Origin of the sequence: Chlorogloeopsis sp. ULAP02 (assembly GCF_038404745.2) — a bacterium.
In the GTDB taxonomy this organism is placed as follows: Bacteria; Cyanobacteriota; Cyanobacteriia; order Cyanobacteriales; family Nostocaceae; genus Chlorogloeopsis.
Genome location: NZ_JAYKTT020000024.1, coordinates 1 through 15,134, shown reverse-complemented (window position 1 = coordinate 15,134; position 15,134 = coordinate 1). Strand labels below are relative to the sequence as shown.

At 40.3% G+C, this 15,134-nt stretch carries 15 protein-coding genes; 5 read left to right on the top strand and 10 right to left on the bottom strand.

Annotation, left to right across the window (positions count from 1 at the left end; all coding sequences use genetic code 11):
* Positions 1 to 1,061: 1,061 nt before the first annotated feature.
* From U2718_RS12130 to U2718_RS12105, 6 genes are all read right to left on the bottom strand, one after another.
* Entirely contained in the window at positions 1,062 to 1,256 is a 195-nt protein-coding gene (locus tag U2718_RS12130) for a DUF2949 domain-containing protein (protein ID WP_341998282.1), read from the bottom strand.
* 501 nt (positions 1,257 to 1,757) lie between these two features.
* Positions 1,758 to 2,315: a DUF192 domain-containing protein gene (locus U2718_RS12125; RefSeq protein ID WP_341998280.1), complete on the bottom strand. Its 558-nt coding sequence runs from the start codon at positions 2,313 to 2,315 to the stop codon at positions 1,758 to 1,760.
* A gap of 228 nt (positions 2,316 to 2,543) precedes the next feature.
* Positions 2,544 to 3,230 carry a response regulator transcription factor NblR gene (nblR, locus tag U2718_RS12120; protein WP_341998278.1) on the bottom strand — a complete coding sequence of 229 codons (687 nt, stop codon included), beginning with the start codon at positions 3,228 to 3,230 and terminating at the stop codon, positions 2,544 to 2,546.
* A 790-nt stretch (positions 3,231 to 4,020) separates the two neighbouring features.
* Positions 4,021 to 4,938 (bottom strand): NAD(+) kinase, encoded by a 918-nt coding sequence (locus U2718_RS12115; RefSeq protein WP_341998277.1) that lies wholly within the window; start codon positions 4,936 to 4,938, stop codon positions 4,021 to 4,023.
* A 147-nt stretch (positions 4,939 to 5,085) separates the two neighbouring features.
* Positions 5,086 to 6,075, bottom strand: a complete 990-nt coding sequence (locus U2718_RS12110) for an SDR family oxidoreductase (RefSeq protein ID WP_341998275.1) — start codon at positions 6,073 to 6,075, stop codon at positions 5,086 to 5,088.
* A gap of 149 nt (positions 6,076 to 6,224) precedes the next feature.
* Positions 6,225 to 6,329 (bottom strand): PetM family cytochrome b6-f complex subunit 7, encoded by a 105-nt coding sequence (locus tag U2718_RS12105; protein WP_289791236.1) that lies wholly within the window; start codon positions 6,327 to 6,329, stop codon positions 6,225 to 6,227.
* A gap of 187 nt (positions 6,330 to 6,516) precedes the next feature.
* On the opposite strand from U2718_RS12105, the gene pdxA reads away from it, so the two are divergent.
* Positions 6,517 to 7,617, top strand: coding sequence for a 4-hydroxythreonine-4-phosphate dehydrogenase PdxA (pdxA, locus tag U2718_RS12100; protein WP_341998272.1), 1,101 nt, complete (start codon positions 6,517 to 6,519; stop codon positions 7,615 to 7,617).
* Here the strand turns inward: pdxA and U2718_RS12095 are convergent.
* Positions 7,614 to 7,865 carry an HNH endonuclease gene (locus U2718_RS12095; RefSeq protein WP_341998270.1) on the bottom strand — a complete coding sequence of 84 codons (252 nt, stop codon included), beginning with the start codon at positions 7,863 to 7,865 and terminating at the stop codon, positions 7,614 to 7,616. The genes pdxA and U2718_RS12095 overlap by 4 nt on opposite strands.
* A 333-nt stretch (positions 7,866 to 8,198) precedes the next feature.
* Here U2718_RS12095 and U2718_RS12090 point away from each other — a divergent pair, with 333 nt between their 5' ends.
* Positions 8,199 to 8,678, top strand: a complete 480-nt coding sequence (locus U2718_RS12090; RefSeq protein WP_341998269.1) for a rhodanese-like domain-containing protein — start codon at positions 8,199 to 8,201, stop codon at positions 8,676 to 8,678.
* A 53-nt stretch (positions 8,679 to 8,731) separates the two neighbouring features.
* Here U2718_RS12090 and U2718_RS12085 read toward each other — a convergent pair whose 3' ends face one another.
* Together U2718_RS12085 and U2718_RS12080 are read right to left on the bottom strand one after the other, a co-directional pair.
* Positions 8,732 to 9,361 (bottom strand): ribonuclease H-like domain-containing protein, encoded by a 630-nt coding sequence (locus tag U2718_RS12085; RefSeq protein WP_341998268.1) that lies wholly within the window; start codon positions 9,359 to 9,361, stop codon positions 8,732 to 8,734.
* Positions 9,362 to 9,706: 345 nt separating this feature from the next.
* Positions 9,707 to 10,252 carry a CAP domain-containing protein gene (locus U2718_RS12080; RefSeq protein ID WP_341998267.1) on the bottom strand — a complete coding sequence of 182 codons (546 nt, stop codon included), beginning with the start codon at positions 10,250 to 10,252 and terminating at the stop codon, positions 9,707 to 9,709.
* Positions 10,253 to 10,646: 394 nt separating this feature from the next.
* Between U2718_RS12080 and U2718_RS12075 the strand changes: the two genes are divergently transcribed.
* The 3 genes from U2718_RS12075 to moeB all read left to right on the top strand — a co-directional run bounded on the left by U2718_RS12075 (position 10,647) and on the right by moeB (position 13,361).
* On the top strand, positions 10,647 to 11,396 hold the full coding sequence (locus tag U2718_RS12075; protein ID WP_341998266.1) for a carbonic anhydrase: 750 nt from the start codon (positions 10,647 to 10,649) through the stop codon (positions 11,394 to 11,396).
* 250 nt (positions 11,397 to 11,646) lie between these two features.
* Positions 11,647 to 12,105, top strand: coding sequence for a M67 family metallopeptidase (locus U2718_RS12070; RefSeq protein WP_341998264.1), 459 nt, complete (start codon positions 11,647 to 11,649; stop codon positions 12,103 to 12,105).
* An 83-nt stretch (positions 12,106 to 12,188) separates the two neighbouring features.
* Complete coding sequence (gene moeB / locus U2718_RS12065) at positions 12,189 to 13,361, top strand: molybdopterin-synthase adenylyltransferase MoeB (protein ID WP_341998262.1); 1,173 nt, start codon at positions 12,189 to 12,191, stop codon at positions 13,359 to 13,361.
* A 158-nt stretch (positions 13,362 to 13,519) separates the two neighbouring features.
* Here moeB and U2718_RS12060 read toward each other — a convergent pair whose 3' ends face one another.
* Positions 13,520 to 14,962, bottom strand: a complete 1,443-nt coding sequence (locus U2718_RS12060; protein ID WP_341998260.1) for a bifunctional orotidine-5'-phosphate decarboxylase/orotate phosphoribosyltransferase — start codon at positions 14,960 to 14,962, stop codon at positions 13,520 to 13,522.
* Positions 14,963 to 15,134: the final 172 nt, after the last annotated feature.

Below are 15,134 nucleotides of genomic sequence, written 5' to 3'. Positions count from 1 at the left end.
CAGTTATATTACAGAGGCATTTTTTTGGTTTCCTTGCAGAGGGTTTAATCAAAAAGAATAAATAAGGGAAAGATAAGAAAAACATTACATAAATTTTGGTAATATCGAAAACTATAAATTTAATTATTTATACATATCCAAATTAAGCAAAATGAGTAGATGCAAATTCTACTAAAATCAGTGATAATGACTTAAAAGTTCCAAGAATAGTCTTTATTAAAAGCTTTTATATCTATATTTTAGATTGATATAACATAATTTCAATGTAATTTTAGTTACTAATATAATTATTCTTGACTGAAAAAATAATTTGACTTTGTAAAAAATTGGTTTACAATACTTGTCATCAGTATTGGATGTAAAGTTATTAGCTAAGTCTGGTCAAATCAGGATGAAAAAACTTACAAAGCTTGTTACGAGTAATTCCTGATGTAACTCAAAACCCATATTTAAAACGACTGAAAAGCTCGTGGGCAAATTGGATACTCTTACAGCATGAGATATTGCCATTTCTGCCCAAACAAAAACAAACATGGTGGTGAGGACTTATGACGACACAAAACTTACAGGTCGGTAGCAAAGTATGTCAGGCAGATAGTATGCTGTCTTGCTTCCATTGTTACCAATTGTTGCCGCAGATATTGCAAGCCAAACTGAAGGAAGAAGTAATTACACAATTTTTCTTGCCCATCAGCAAAATAAAAAACAGTAACAAAAGCTTCAAAGTGTCTACTCTACAAATTTTTTAGCTTACTAGTGCAAGACTCCTATGAGCGATCGCATTTTCCTTCTCCACATCGCTCTTTAGCATTAACCTCATCTAAGCGTAACTTGAAATTCTTTCACTCTAGGAGCAAGTGTAGCGGTAGCAACAAGAGTGTTTGCACAATTCGCAAAACTAAAAAAGCGGGTTAATTCATCAACCCACTCTTTCTTTGAATTTCTTGTGTCTAACAAAATAGAGGTAAAGATTGCAACACTTAGTACCCTCCTTTAGCAGTCTTGGTAGAAGACAGAGTATTTCCCACATATTCTACTTCTCCTGAAACAGGTATTCATACTTATGCTGCCGTCTCTAGCCAATCATATATTTGTTCTAATTGTTCTAAAGTAATTAATCCATACTGCCAAAGAATCATTGGCAAAGGCCCAGGATCTTGCTGACTATGGCGAAGAGCTACGTCTATAGAGGCGGTAGAAATAGCCAAATCCTCTTGTAAAAAACGAATTAACTGAGAGTAGTTAGATGGTAACACTTGTAATTCACCCCCTGTGGATGTGTATTGTCATATTTTTAGTCGCTTTGTGTGAGTAACGTGTAGCCAGTACTTAATCTGTCACTGAATGAGTACGTGGTTTATATATCTACTATTCTTTTACAGAATAAGTATGGAAAGTACCTATTCTAGCGCTATTTTTATACTTTTATGTATAAATATCAAGCAAAAGATTTGGTTAATTTGGATTATTCCTTTTTACTTCAGTCGTTTGGTTAAATACACCTGCAACGAGAAGGATTCCATTGCTTCATAATCTCTTATTGGCCAATCTTTACACGTATGCCAAATGATAGATTTTAGTTACCAAATACTAAAACACTTATGTAACTTTACAAACATCAACACTTCAAATAGCTAAGTATTGTATTAAATTTAGACTATAGCTATAGAGTTATTACTAATATAGTTAGTAACTTTTAAATCAAGAACAGATAAAGTTAGCATTGATACCCATTAATTCCACTAAATAAATATTTCTTATTTCCGTGAAATTCCGGGAGTTAAGAAATTAATTTTTATATGATCGCCTTCTTTTAATCCTAATTCGGCGACTCTACCAGAACGTAATTCAATTACCTGATCAATTTGTGTTCTCGGCCCATAGGTGGGGCAGGGATCATCAGTACAAGGAGGTACAGCAGCAATAATTTTTTGGATCTTTCCTTGACGTAGAAAAACCATATCTAAGGAAACAGGTACATTTTTCATCCAGAAACTGACTGGTTGTGGTGAAGAAAATTTAAATAACATTCCTCGATTCTGAGGTAAAGCTGGTCGATACATTAAACCCATTGCTTGTTGTTCAGGTGTCTGTGCTACTTCTAAGTCAATTATGGTACCGTTGGGAACAGTGGCACGAGCAGAAATAGGTAGTTGTTGACCGGAGTTAGTTAACAGTGGTGATTGCTCAGACTTTAATGGTGTTGAGGTGTGAGCACCAGGTGCATTAATAGGAGGTTTTGCTGGTGTAGGAGTAGAACACCCCATCAAGATTACACCTAGCAATATTGAGAATAAACTGTGCCAACTGATCATAAATTATAGTTAGTGGTTAGTAGTTAGTAGGGGAGGCAGTGCGTTGTGAAGCCAGTGCACCCTTGCGGTTTAAGCGCGTTATAGCGACTGCCGTGCAGATTTTGCTGATCACATTGTCGTTCCAACTCAATAATTTATTTTCTAAACCTGCCCGTACAGTGGGTATAGACGCAAGGAACCGAAGCGTCTGTACAATTACTCTCCTTGTCCCCACGTTCTCTCCTAATTTTAGGATTCTCTTAACACGTAGCCTACACCCCGAACTGTTTGAATTAGGCGTTTTTGACCTTCATCTTCTATTTTTAAGCGTAGATATCGAATGTATACTTCTATTACATTCGATTCACCCATAAAGTCGTAGCCCCATACATTTTCTAAAATTTGTTCACGAGTTAAAACTTCACGGGGATGTTCCATTAAATACTTAAGCAGTTCAAATTCTTTCATTGTTAAATCAATTGCCCGTCCGTTATGGATAGCACGACGGGTTGCTAGATCTAAAACTAGTTCTCCAAATCGTAACTGTTCTGTGGTATCAATGTCGGGTTTTAAGTAGAGACGAATTAAGTTTAAAAAGTTTTCTGAGCGGTAAGGCTTAAGAAAGTAATCATCGGCTCCTGCTTCTAGACAGGCTACACGGTCATCTACTGTATCACGTGCCATTAAGACTAATACAGGCGATCGCATACCGACATTTCTAAGATTTTTACATAACGAAAGCCCTGATTCTCCTGTTAACATTCGGTCAATTACCACCAAAGCTGGTTGGCGATCGCGGCCTTGTTGCAATCCGCTCATTCCATCACTAGCTACTAGAGGTTCATAACCAGCTTCTTTCAAATCAAAAGCAATTTGATTTGCCAGGTTTTCGTCGCCTTCAATCACTAAAACACAAGGGCTGTGAGCAAGCGTCATATCATTGCTGAAATTTAGATTTTTGTATATGTAAGGACACTGGTAAAGATGGCTTGTGCCGCAAACCCAGTATTTTGACAATTGTACAGAAATATTCTGTAGAGAAGTATTTATATCAATTAGAGGGGCTATTGTAATTTGTTGGTGAAGAATATATGGCTTTCTAGGGCTTTCTAAAATTTTTTACAACATTAAGCTATCAACTTCAGCAATATAAACTTCAGCTACAGTAAATTTAATATTTAGTTAACATTTCGGATTAGCTTATTTCTTTGACACTCTCACCTTCACAGGCGAAGCCTTAAGGGAGATTCTTGTTTGATCGGGTTTGTCTAGTTTGAGGCATCTCTGCCCTTAAACCCCGTCCAGATTCCCTCTACAAGCATCTGTTATACACCCACTGACTGCCTGGCAGCAGGTAATCAAAATTTGTTTATATGTATCTTGCATCCTCTTTACACTTGTGCCGCCCCTGTTGATTAGGTACTTCCTCTTTGTCGGTCACGTGTTGTCTGCTGGGAGCCACCAATCCTGCCTTACTTAACGCATCTAGGCGTATTGGCTCTTTAATTTTACCATGTCTAAGTTTTCAAAAATGTCTCGCTAACGCCAGAGGCGACGCGAACGGTCGATTTTATACTGATCGTAATTCATTTCCCGGTAAACTTTGTTGTACCGGGATTCCTCTTACTCCATTTAGACAGAAAGTGTAAGGGAGCAAGGGTAATTTGGGGCTAAGGACAATTTCCATTACCTGGAATTACCCATTACTTCTCCCTGATTTTTAAAGTTACGGTAATTCTACCGACGTAGGCTTGGCAATGTGTGGTAAGCCCCAACCCAATTTTTCTCGCAAAACTTTGAAGAATTCAGGTGGTTGGAGGCGAATGAATTTAGTGGTGTAGTGCGATCGCTCTATACGTACTCGGTCTTCTGGTAAAACATAACACCCGCCATTTCCATCTACTACCATCACTAACCGAGGAGTATTGACTGGATAAATATTGACAGGCTCCGTGTCAGGAAAAACTAAAGCTCTAGAAGCCAAGGAATGAGGGCAAATGGGAATTAGTTGTAATGCAGGTACACCAGGGGTTACAACTGGCCCACCAGCACTCAAAGAATAAGCAGTAGAACCAGTAGGAGTGGAAATAATCACGCCATCTGCTGCAATATCGACAGGAGCATGACGTCCTACTGCAATTTCAAAATGGCACATGGAGGTTAATGGTTCTCGATGCAACACCATTTCATTTAGGCAGAGAGCTTCCCAAAGTGCAGAATCTCCTCGAAATACTTTGACAGCGAGCATTGCCCGCTCTTCAATTTCATACTTGCCTGCTAGTAGTTCTTCTACAGCTTGGGGCAGCTGATTGAGGTAAGTTTCTGTCAAAAACCCCATGTGGCCTGTATTTACAGTAAGTATAGGAATGCCACAGGGAGCAACAAGACGAGCCGCAGCCAAAACTGTGCCATCTCCTCCCAACACCACCGCAAACTTTGTCTGAGAATCAAAACCAGGGGGTGTTAAGCCTTCAATAGGTGTATGGCATACGGGGCTTTCTGGGGTAGAATACCCCAAAATGCCGCCTACACCAGTTGTGATGCACACATCCCAACCGGCAGCGGTGAACTTGTCTTTTAATTCGATAGCAGCGCGACCTGCTATCGGCTTAACGTCGTTGTAGATAATGCCTACTTTCGGCACGCTTAAATTTCCAATATTATCGGTGCTGCTCTTTATTATGTTAATCCTTGCACATTTTTGACAATTTAGTCATTAGTCTTTTGTCATTTGTCCTTTGCTAATCACTGATGACTAATGACTATTGTACAGACGCGAGATCTCGTGTCTCTACTGACTATTGACTTTTTTAAATGGAGTTCTTTTTTCCTTTTTCTTTTTCTTTTTATTTTTTTCGTAGTCCAATTCCCTGAGCTTCTTCATAATACGGTTAAAGTACTCTTGTAGGTAGCTTTCCAGGGTTGTAGTGTCTTTGGGGTCGAATCCAAAAACTTGGTATACTTCATCCATTGGTGCATTTAGAGGTTTACCGCTTGCCAGTACTTCTGTAAATGCCAGTCTATCTGCTACATTCCATCCCCACTGAAAAAATCGCATCATCCGGCGTATTGTGCGCAGCAAGTTGATGGGCATCCGCGTCACTCTGGCTTCTTTCCCAGATAAGCGTTCGCACAGGCTAATGATTTCCTCCGCGCTCCAAGCACGAGTACCAACTACCGGAAAAGTTTGTTTTTCTGTTTCTGGCACCTTCAAAGCACGAACTGCAAATTTAGCAATATCTTGAGTATCCATGTAGGCAATGGGCGAAGATTCTCCCGTTACCCAAACAGGTTGCCCCTCCAAAATTGGAATGCCATATTGACCAATTAAGCCTTGCATAAAACCGGCCAACTGTAATATGGTGTAATTCAATCCAGACTCTGCCAAAAATAGCTCAGTACACCGCTTGATTTCCATCAATGGTACTTCTGGATACTTATCGGCATTCAGTATAGAAAAGAATATAAAACGCTCTATACCCGCAGCTAGAGATGCTTGTATCAAAGATATCTTGCCATCCCAGTCTACTTGCCTGATACTCAGTGAATCAGTAGGACGAGATGTTGCCGCGTCGATGACAGCGGTTACACCTTCCAGCGCCGCTTGTAGTGTCTGGGGGTAGCACAAATCTCCCGGTACAACTTCCGCACCCCATTCCTTGAGAAATGCGGCTTTCTTAGGACTCCGGACAAGACAACGTACTTTATACCCCTCATCAATGGCACGACGAGCCACTTGTCTTCCCAGGGTGCCAGTAGCACCGACTATTAGTAGTGTCATGAGGGTTAGTTACAAAATTTAAAGTTTTATGAATCAAATTTTAACAGAATCGCATGAACAAACAAAATTTTACATCCTTAATTTTAGATGTGAGTTAGAACGAGAGACCTTATACTGGCTCTCGTTCTCAAAGAGCGTATAAGAAAAAATTACTCTTCTACACCTTGAATTTTCAGTAACAATACACCTAAGCCCCAGCCCACAAAGATTAAGCCGAAGGATAATAGAGCTGCATTGAACATTTCGCCACCCATTGCTGTAATACTCCTTTGCGAATTATTTAATTAAGTTAAGTCTACCAGAGCCTTTTAGAATAGCTGTAGGATTAGACCAGTGTGAACTATTGTGACAAATGTAGGGAATAGGGGATAGGTGACAGGTGACAGAGTACAGGGGAAAACTGTAACCTTTAACTTTTGACCGCTTTGAAAATTTGTTTATATGTCTCAATTCAATCAAAAGAACGATATATTGCTATCAACTCATCGCCCTCGTCTAGCGTTAACTATGGGAGATCCAGCCGGAATTGGGCCAGAAGTAATTTTGAAAGCCTTAGCTAATCCGGAGTTGAGTAAAAATTTTGATGTAACAGTTGTAGGTAGCCGCGATTTATTATCAGAAATTTATACAAAGGTGCTTGTGAATGGAAATTTAGTAGCTTTGGCAAATCCAGAAAGTTTGTCAGTCATTGATGTTCCTCTAAAGGAACAACTTAAAAGTGAGATTGTGATCGGGGTAGGTAACGCAGCTAGTGGTGCAGCGAGCTTTAAGTATATGGAATGGGCGATCGCTCGCACAAATTCAGGTGAATTTGATGCAATAGTCACTGCTCCAATCGCCAAATCTGCATGGAAAGCAGCAGGGTACGACTATCCAGGACAAACAGAACTTTTAGCCGAAAAGTCGGGTGCGCAAAGGTTTGGAATGTTATTCGTAGCGCGATCGCCTCATACTGACTGGACGCTGCGGTGCTTACTTGCAACCACACATATTGCTTTATGTCAAGTACCTAAAGTTCTCTCAACAGAATTAATAGCGCAAAAACTCGATTTGTTGGTGGATTGCTTGGAGAAAGATTTTGGCATTGAGAGTGGAAGGATAGCGATCGCAGGCTTAAATCCCCATAGTGGTGAACAGGGACAACTGGGAATAGAAGAACAAGATTGGCTAATTCCTTGGCTAGAGCAAGAACGTCAAAGACGCCCGAATTGGCAGTTAGATGGGCCAATTCCCCCAGATACAATGTGGGTTAAACCAGGTAGAGCTTGGTATGGTGGAGATAATTCAACCACAGCTGCGGATGCTTACCTGGCACTTTACCACGACCAAGGCTTAATTCCGGTGAAGTTAATGGCGTTTGACCGAGCAGTTAATACTACTATAGGTCTTCCTTTTGTTCGTACTTCTGTGGATCACGGTACAGCATTTGATATTGCAGGTAAGGGAATTGCTGATGCTACTAGTATGAAAGCAGCGATCGAGTTAGCAGCAGAGTTGGCAAGTGTGAGACTACAAAAAAAACGAGACGCGCAGAATAACTAAGAACTACTCGTTAATAAAATGTACCCAAATAGCGCCTTCTGTTTTTGTAGCATCAGAACTCCAAGTAAAATGCTTAGACCATTTCTGTGTACGCGGATTAAATAGATGTGTTGTGTCCTCTGTAATAAAGGATCTATAGCTTCGGTTAAATCAGCTTTAAATTCATTGCAATAGCAACAAGCTAAACAAAGATTTTCAAAGGTAGTTTCTCCACTTTTGGAGCGGGGTTGAATATAATCATAGATCATGAAATCCCGCTATTCGCTTCGGTAGTTAAGCAATAACAGCAAAGAGATACCAAGCAATCAACCTTTAGCAAGATGGTAAAATTTTTACACAAAACTTAGTAAATATATTTTTAAATAAGCAACTCTACCATTAGATATAAATCAATTAGCTTCACTCTCAAGAAAGAGAAATTTTAGGAGTTGAGTTGGGTACATTTTTGTCAGTCAATAATAATTTTGCAAAAGTGGTTGGCGAATTTGAGGTAAAAACGCGATGTAAAAATAGCGCCTCTTTTAGTTTGTTGACGTTCAGAGGCTTTTGCAAGCTGTAATTTGAGAGAACGAGGAATATTTATGAATGACATCAAAGATAACATCAAGGATAACAAATTAGTAGAAAATATCATTCCCTCACAACCACCCATTGAGCAACAATCTGATGCGCATGTCCTGAAGTCTCGCTTAGAGTGGGGTGAACCTGCTTTTACAATTATTGATGTGCGCGATCGCAATACCTATAATGAAGGACACATTATGGGCGCAATGCCAATGCCATTAGATCAATTGGTAGATCGGGCGACACCATCTTTAGCAAAAAGCCGTGACATCTACGTTTATGGTGCCAATGAGCAAGATACAGCTCAAGCTGCACAACAGTTGAGAAGCGCTGGATTTGAACATGTATCTGAACTCAGAGGTGGTTTAGCAGCATGGAAAGCTATTGGTGGCCCTACTGAAGGTATTATCGAATCACAAACTCCTCCAGGTGCTGGCGACTATAATGTTGTCTCTAGAGTTAAAGAACACATAGAAACTCAACAAAAAGACGTGTAGATTTTTAGTCAATAGTCAACAAGGTTTATACTCTAGACTATTGACTTTTTTATTTAGTGTTCAAACAAATCCTTGAATTGTAGTAAATCCAAGCAGACTATAGTTGGTAAACACCGAAAGCATTCTTGAGCTAATTCCCAGCGTTCTTCTCGCTTGAGCATTTCTATCAATTTTTCTCGCACTTTTAGTAAGTAGCGCACATCATTGGCAGCATAACTTAGTTGGGCTTCGGTTAAGTTAGCTGCGTTTCCCCAGTCAGAACTTTGAGCACTTTTGTCCAATTCTACTTGTTCTAACTCTAGTACCACGTCTTTAAGACCGTGACGTTGAGTGTAGGTACGTGCTAGTTTACTGGCAATCTTACTACAAAATACGGGATTGACTTGAATCCCAAGATGATAACGTAAAGCAGCAAGATCGAAACGTGCAAAGTGAAAGATTTTTGTGACATTTGCCGCTTCTAACAGTTTTTTTAAATTTGGAGCTTCGGTTTGTCCTTTAGTAATGCGGATAGCAGTTACTTGTCCTTGGTGGTTACACAGTTGTACCAAACACAAGCGATCGCGCTGCGGTATTAGTCCCATTGTCTCCGTATCAACAGCGATCGCATCAGCTTCTAAATACTGGGATAAGGTAGCTTCGCTAAGATCGCGATCGCAAACCTGAAAATTTTGTGATTCCATGAATTGCTACAAAATAAATCCAGTGTTAGTAGAAAATTTCCACACAACACTTCTCTAATTGTGCAAAAAAATCAGTATTTACATAAGTCAGCAAACACAAATAAACATAACAGGGTGATTTGTTAGCAGGGGTGAATTTCAATAGAAGTTGTGTATTTTGACTTTACAGATACTACAACGAAGAGCCAAGTGCGGCGGTGAACCAGTGCTGCAGAGGTAAACCCTACCAACAGAGCTAGACTCACCGCAACGCACCGCCTTAACGATACATAGACGCGCCATGCACGGATGTAGGCTAGTCTGAAAACAGGCTCTAACCCTATGTATGGGCAAATTGACTTGAGACTATTTGTTGCTCAAGAAAATTTGCGTTAGGTAAACTTCCCCTTTGCTATTGACAGCCACACCAATCCCAGTGAGATTGTAATTGCCTTTGATGTTGACTAAATGATCGGGACTGTGAACCCAGCCATGAATAGCTTCGGCAGCAGGATCGCTATATCCTTGATTAAAAGCGACATTTTCTGCTGCACTTATGTAGCGAATGCGCGTCGCACCAACTCGTCGTTCAAATCCCTGATGGCTAAATGGAACTTTACCGTTGGCCATATTAAAACTGTGAATCCTTGCCTGTCTGGTGACGTTTGCATTAAGAGTCAGTTTTGGCAAACCCCTGGCAGTCCGATATCGATTAATTCGGGCAAATACTGACTTTTCTAAATCAGCCGTATTAAAAGTTACTGAGGTTGTGGACTGACCTGATGAAAGTGACAACGCCTGATGTGCAAACCGTTTCTTAGTAGAAGTGTGACCTGGTGCATAGGTGGTTGTGAATCCACTGGCAAGGACAAGCATACTTAAAGCTATGCCAAAAGCAGATTGTCGAATCATGGACAATTACATAAATATATTTGGGCTGGAAGATGCGCACCTAGATATTTATTTCTTGATATACCCGTATATTTTCAGTATTCAAGAGTTTTGCGAGTTTTTCTCTATCCCGATTTTGGCGTTAATAACAGTTAATTACAATCCTCTCTCTGTAAAGTAATTCCAAATAAAAAATGAAATATTCAAGAAGTTTAAAATATACGGTATTTTCTTTAGGTAGCGTTACTTAGAAGATTTTACTTAGATTAATACATATCGGCGTCATTCTAAAGGAATAAAAATTAAATAACTCTTAAATCGTCTCAAAGCTTACTCTTGTGATTTTCTAAAGTTGGTATCTTCCGGCCAGTGTGGAAGCTTTGGAGAACTAAATTCAAATTATTAAGTGAGATTGATGAGTCGAATTAATGGATTTGTTGGACGTCGTCATTTCTTGAACCTGGCAGGTGTCGGAAGTATTAGTATTGTGTCTAGTGTGGCTGGTTGCAGCATCTTAAAAGACACCAAGAGCGCGATCGCTCGTGAAGCCACCCTGGCTGATGCAACTACAAACAAACCCAAACCAGTCAGTCCTGATGAAGCTCTAAAACTATTGTTGGATGGAAATCAGCGATTTGTTCAGCAAAAGCGTAAATATCCCGACCAAACTCTAGAACGGATACGAGTGATTTCCCAAGCTCAATATCCTTTTGCTGCCATATTAGGTTGTGCAGATTCCAGAGTTCCTGCCGAAATTGTTTTTGATCGCGGACTTGGAGATTTGTTTGTCGTGCGAATCGCTGGAAATGTAGCCAGTGAGTCAGCGATTGGCAGTTTAGAATACGCTACAAATGTCTTGGGTTCTCAAGTAATTGTAGTTTTAGGCCATAAAAGATGCGGTGCAGTCGCTACTGCGCTTCAAGATCAACCTGTTTCTGGCAGAATGGGTTTAATCGTTGAGAACATTAAACCAGCTATAGAGAAAATAAAATCTACTACAGAAAATTTACAGGGTGATGCGGTTATAGCTAATATTAAATATCAGGCTCAAAGACTACAGGAAAACTCTACTACATTGGCTAAACTTATTCACCAAAACAAATTAAAAATTGTTAGTGCTCTTTATGATTTAGATAGTGGTACAGTATCGATTATAAGTAAATAATTGCTGCATTTTATGCTGAATAATATTGTAATTTATTAGTTATTAGTTTTTGGTTATTAATCACCAAAAATTAATTGCTAATTTTTGACAATTTGATGGTATTCGGTTATTAAGATATGAACACACCAGTTATAAATAACACACAAGCCTACTGCCCAGAGCAGTCAAAGTGTTATAAAAGGGACTCATAAAACGCCACCTGTTGATGATATAACTAGCTATTAGCTATTAGCCATTAGCTGTTAGCAGCATGATTAGACTTAGGGAAAAAGACTGGCAAATTATTCGCAGCCACGCTGAGAAAACCTACCCGGAAGAGTGCTGTGGTATTGTCTTTGGTGAGCGAAATGATTGTGGCAAGACTGTAGTAGAAATTATGCCCACAGAAAATGCTTGGGGTACACAAGCAGCGACAGATTTCCCAGCTGAAGACATAGTGTATGGGAAGAGGCACAGGTACGCGATCGCACCCGAAATTATGTTACAAGCACAAAAGCAAGCACGGGAACACTCTCTCGATATAATAGGTATCTATCACTCTCATAACGACCATCCAGCGATTCCCTCAGAATTTGACCGAGAGTATGCTTGGCAGGAATACTCGTATATCATAGTTTCTGTACAAAAAGGTAAAACTAGTGAAATGAACAGTTGGTATCTGGATGATAATCACCAGTTTCAACAAGAAGAATTAAAAATAAAAAATTAAAAATGCAAACTTTTTACTAGGATTTCCCACTGTCTCCCAATTTTCGATAGTATAAAAAGTCCCCGCTTCCTCATCAAATTGCTATGCTGAATCCAAATCTGGACGAAATCCAGTTAACAAAAGATGATTATGAACGATACTCCCGCCACCTAATTTTGCCAGAAGTCGGCGTGGAAGGGCAAAAGCGCCTTAAAGCTGCCAGCGTACTATGTATAGGAACAGGTGGACTCGGTTCGCCGTTACTTTTGTATCTAGCGGCGGCGGGTATCGGACGCATCGGTATTGTTGATTTCGATATTGTCGATGCTTCCAATCTGCAACGCCAAGTGATTCACGGTACTTCTTGGGTAGGAAAGCCCAAGATTGAATCAGCAAAGAATCGCATTTTGGAGATTAACCCTTATTGTCAGGTTGATTTGTACGAAACACGCTTTTCATCGGAAAACGCCCTGGATATCATCAGACCTTATGATATTGTCGTGGATGGAACTGATAATTTCCCTACGCGGTATCTCGTTAATGATGCTTGCGTGTTGTTGAACAAACCAAATGTCTACGGTTCTATTTTCAGATTTGAAGGGCAAGCTACAGTATTTAACTACGAGGGCGGGCCAAATTATCGTGACTTGTATCCCGAACCTCCACCACCAGGAATGGTTCCCTCTTGTGCAGAAGGTGGAGTACTAGGTGTTTTGTGCGGTATTATCGGTACGATCCAAGCAACGGAAACGGTAAAAATCATCCTTGGTAAAGGTACAACTTTAAGCGGACGGCTGTTGCTTTACAATGCTCTAGAAATGACGTTCCGCGAATTGAAGTTGCGTCCTAATCCGATCCGCCCGGTGATTGAAAAATTGATAGATTATGAACAATTTTGCGGTATTCCCCAAGCGAAAGCAGAGGAAGAAAAACAGCAGATGGAAATTCTTGAAATGACAGTACAGGAATTAAAACAGTTGTTGGACAGCAACGCTGATGATTTCGTGCTGTTAGATGTGCGCAATCCACATGAATACGAAATTGCTAAAATTCCCGGTTCAGTATTAGTGCCATTACCAGATATTGAAAATGGTGAAGGTGTTACCAAAGTCAAGGAAATTCTCAACGGACATCGTTTGGTTGTCCACTGTAAATCGGGGATGCGCTCTGCCAAAGCGTTAGGAATACTCAAGCAAGTGGGAATTGACGGTACAAATGTCAAGGGTGGAATTCTTGCCTGGAGTAAAGAAATCGACCCGTCAGTGCCGCAGTATTAGTGGAAAAAACCATAGATATATGCAGAACACGAAGAAATCTTCGTGTTCTTTGCGTTAGCGAGTTGTTTACTCATGAAGGTATGGGTAGGTGCGATCACTTAACATTCGAGACAGTTGCTACTTAAGAGTTTGTACATTTGGGTAAGCCAAAATATTTGTTAATGAGTTTGAGCTAGAATCTGAAATTGCTCCTCATTAATTCGACCTGTTTGGTATAGCGTTTGTGTAATCTCAGAAATTGTCAGGACTGAATGCGCTCGGTAGCCATGAGCTCGCAATCTGTCTTTAACTCCTTTTTCATGATCCAGAAATACTACAATATCTTGTACGTGTAAGCCAACAGACTTGATTTTTTCTGCCCCTTCCATTGCGCTTTTACCGCTGATCAAAATATCATCTACGACTACAATTGTTTCTCCTGGCTGATAGCTTCCTTCAATTACTCGTCGTGTTCCGTGAGCTTTGACTTCTTTACGCGGAAAAATCATTGGGTAATTTAGATGTAGTGCTAGCCCAGTGGCAGTTGGTAAAGAGCCGTAAGGAATACCTGCAATTCGATCAAAGCTAAGTTCTTTGAGAATTTCGGCATAAGCATTCAAAATTTTATGAAAGATTTGGGGATTGGAAATGATTTTGCGCAGATCAATGTAATAAGGAAATGTGTCTCCCGAAGCTTGGACAAAGTTACCAAACAGAATGCACCCGATGTCGTAGAGCTGCAAAATCAAGTCTAAATGAGGGTGTCCGTTCAACGTACAAACATTAGATAGCCACAAATCGCAGGTGGAGCCAGAGAAAGTAATTTGGCTTCTGGTTTGATTAACTTCTGCACGCAGAGATTGGATTAGCTCTGCTGGATCTTCACGGCTTAACCAATCTTGCGGAATGGGGATGATTAAACCTTCGCTGTTTGCATCCAGTCCAGATCTCAAAATTTGACTCAAGTCGGTGCTTTCTTGCCAGATGCTCCGAGCCATGATCAGTCTTTCGGGAGCGATCGCTCGCACTTTTGCTAAGACTTCTGGCTCTATTGTGCCAACCTCTAATCCCAATTGCTCTGGAGTACCCCAATTTCTGGCTTCTTTGGCAACTTGTAAGTAGAGCGGAGAATCTGATGTTGGATATTTCTGCAACTTACCTGCTGCCGGATTAGACGTACAACACAAAACAAAAACTGCTTTGCCGGGATAAACCAAAAATGGGGCTATGTGATCTTGTCCGGCGTAAGGATTAAGGGTAATAGCATCTACCTGCCACTGTTCAAACACCAACCGGGCAAAGAGAGTACTAGTGTTCAAGTCACTATGTTTGGCATCTAAAATGACTGGGATGTGAGATGGGATTGCTGCAAGTGTTTGTTGCAAGAGTTCTATCCCTGGCGCACCTAGTGCTTCATAAAACCCAAGGGTAGGCTTATAGGCACAGACAAGATCAGCTGTTTGTGCGATCGCAAATTGGAGCCAGTCACTTAAGCCTTGGATGATGTCATCTTCTCGACTGTTGTAGTGGCTAGGCATCATCTCTGGATTAGGGTCAAGTCCCACAAACAAAAAGCTCTGGTTATGGGCGATTGCCGCCTCTAGCTTGTTAAAGAAGCTCATCACTATTTTCTCCAGGGATGAACACAGCCTATTGTTTTTTTCAATATTGAACTAAAGAGGAGAATTTTTGCTTGATTTTGACAAAAAAATATAACTTATTTCAAACTAGCCAACACTCTAAAGGGCATCTATGTGTAGCCTCAGGCTTTACGTGAAAATAAAAAGCGCCCCT

What these genes read in the sequence shown, in the direction of transcription:
- U2718_RS12125 (WP_341998280.1), bottom strand. Translation starts at nt 2,315, where the DNA reads ATGATCAGTTGGCACAGTTTATTCTCAATATTGCTAGGTGTAATCTTG.
- nblR (WP_341998278.1), bottom strand. Translation starts at nt 3,230, where the DNA reads ATGACGCTTGCTCACAGCCCTTGTGTTTTAGTGATTGAAGGCGACGAA.
- U2718_RS12110 (WP_341998275.1), bottom strand. Translation starts at nt 6,075, where the DNA reads ATGACACTACTAATAGTCGGTGCTACTGGCACCCTGGGAAGACAAGTG.
- U2718_RS12105 (WP_289791236.1), bottom strand. Translation starts at nt 6,329, where the DNA reads ATGGGTGGCGAAATGTTCAATGCAGCTCTATTATCCTTCGGCTTAATC.
- pdxA (WP_341998272.1), top strand. Translation starts at nt 6,517, where the DNA reads ATGTCTCAATTCAATCAAAAGAACGATATATTGCTATCAACTCATCGC.
- U2718_RS12095 (WP_341998270.1), bottom strand. Translation starts at nt 7,865, where the DNA reads ATGATCTATGATTATATTCAACCCCGCTCCAAAAGTGGAGAAACTACC.
- U2718_RS12090 (WP_341998269.1), top strand. Translation starts at nt 8,199, where the DNA reads ATGAATGACATCAAAGATAACATCAAGGATAACAAATTAGTAGAAAAT.
- U2718_RS12085 (WP_341998268.1), bottom strand. Translation starts at nt 9,361, where the DNA reads ATGGAATCACAAAATTTTCAGGTTTGCGATCGCGATCTTAGCGAAGCT.
- U2718_RS12080 (WP_341998267.1), bottom strand. Translation starts at nt 10,252, where the DNA reads ATGATTCGACAATCTGCTTTTGGCATAGCTTTAAGTATGCTTGTCCTT.
- U2718_RS12075 (WP_341998266.1), top strand. Translation starts at nt 10,647, where the DNA reads ATGAGTCGAATTAATGGATTTGTTGGACGTCGTCATTTCTTGAACCTG.
- U2718_RS12070 (WP_341998264.1), top strand. Translation starts at nt 11,647, where the DNA reads ATGATTAGACTTAGGGAAAAAGACTGGCAAATTATTCGCAGCCACGCT.
- moeB (WP_341998262.1), top strand. Translation starts at nt 12,189, where the DNA reads ATGCTGAATCCAAATCTGGACGAAATCCAGTTAACAAAAGATGATTAT.
- U2718_RS12060 (WP_341998260.1), bottom strand. Translation starts at nt 14,962, where the DNA reads ATGAGCTTCTTTAACAAGCTAGAGGCGGCAATCGCCCATAACCAGAGC.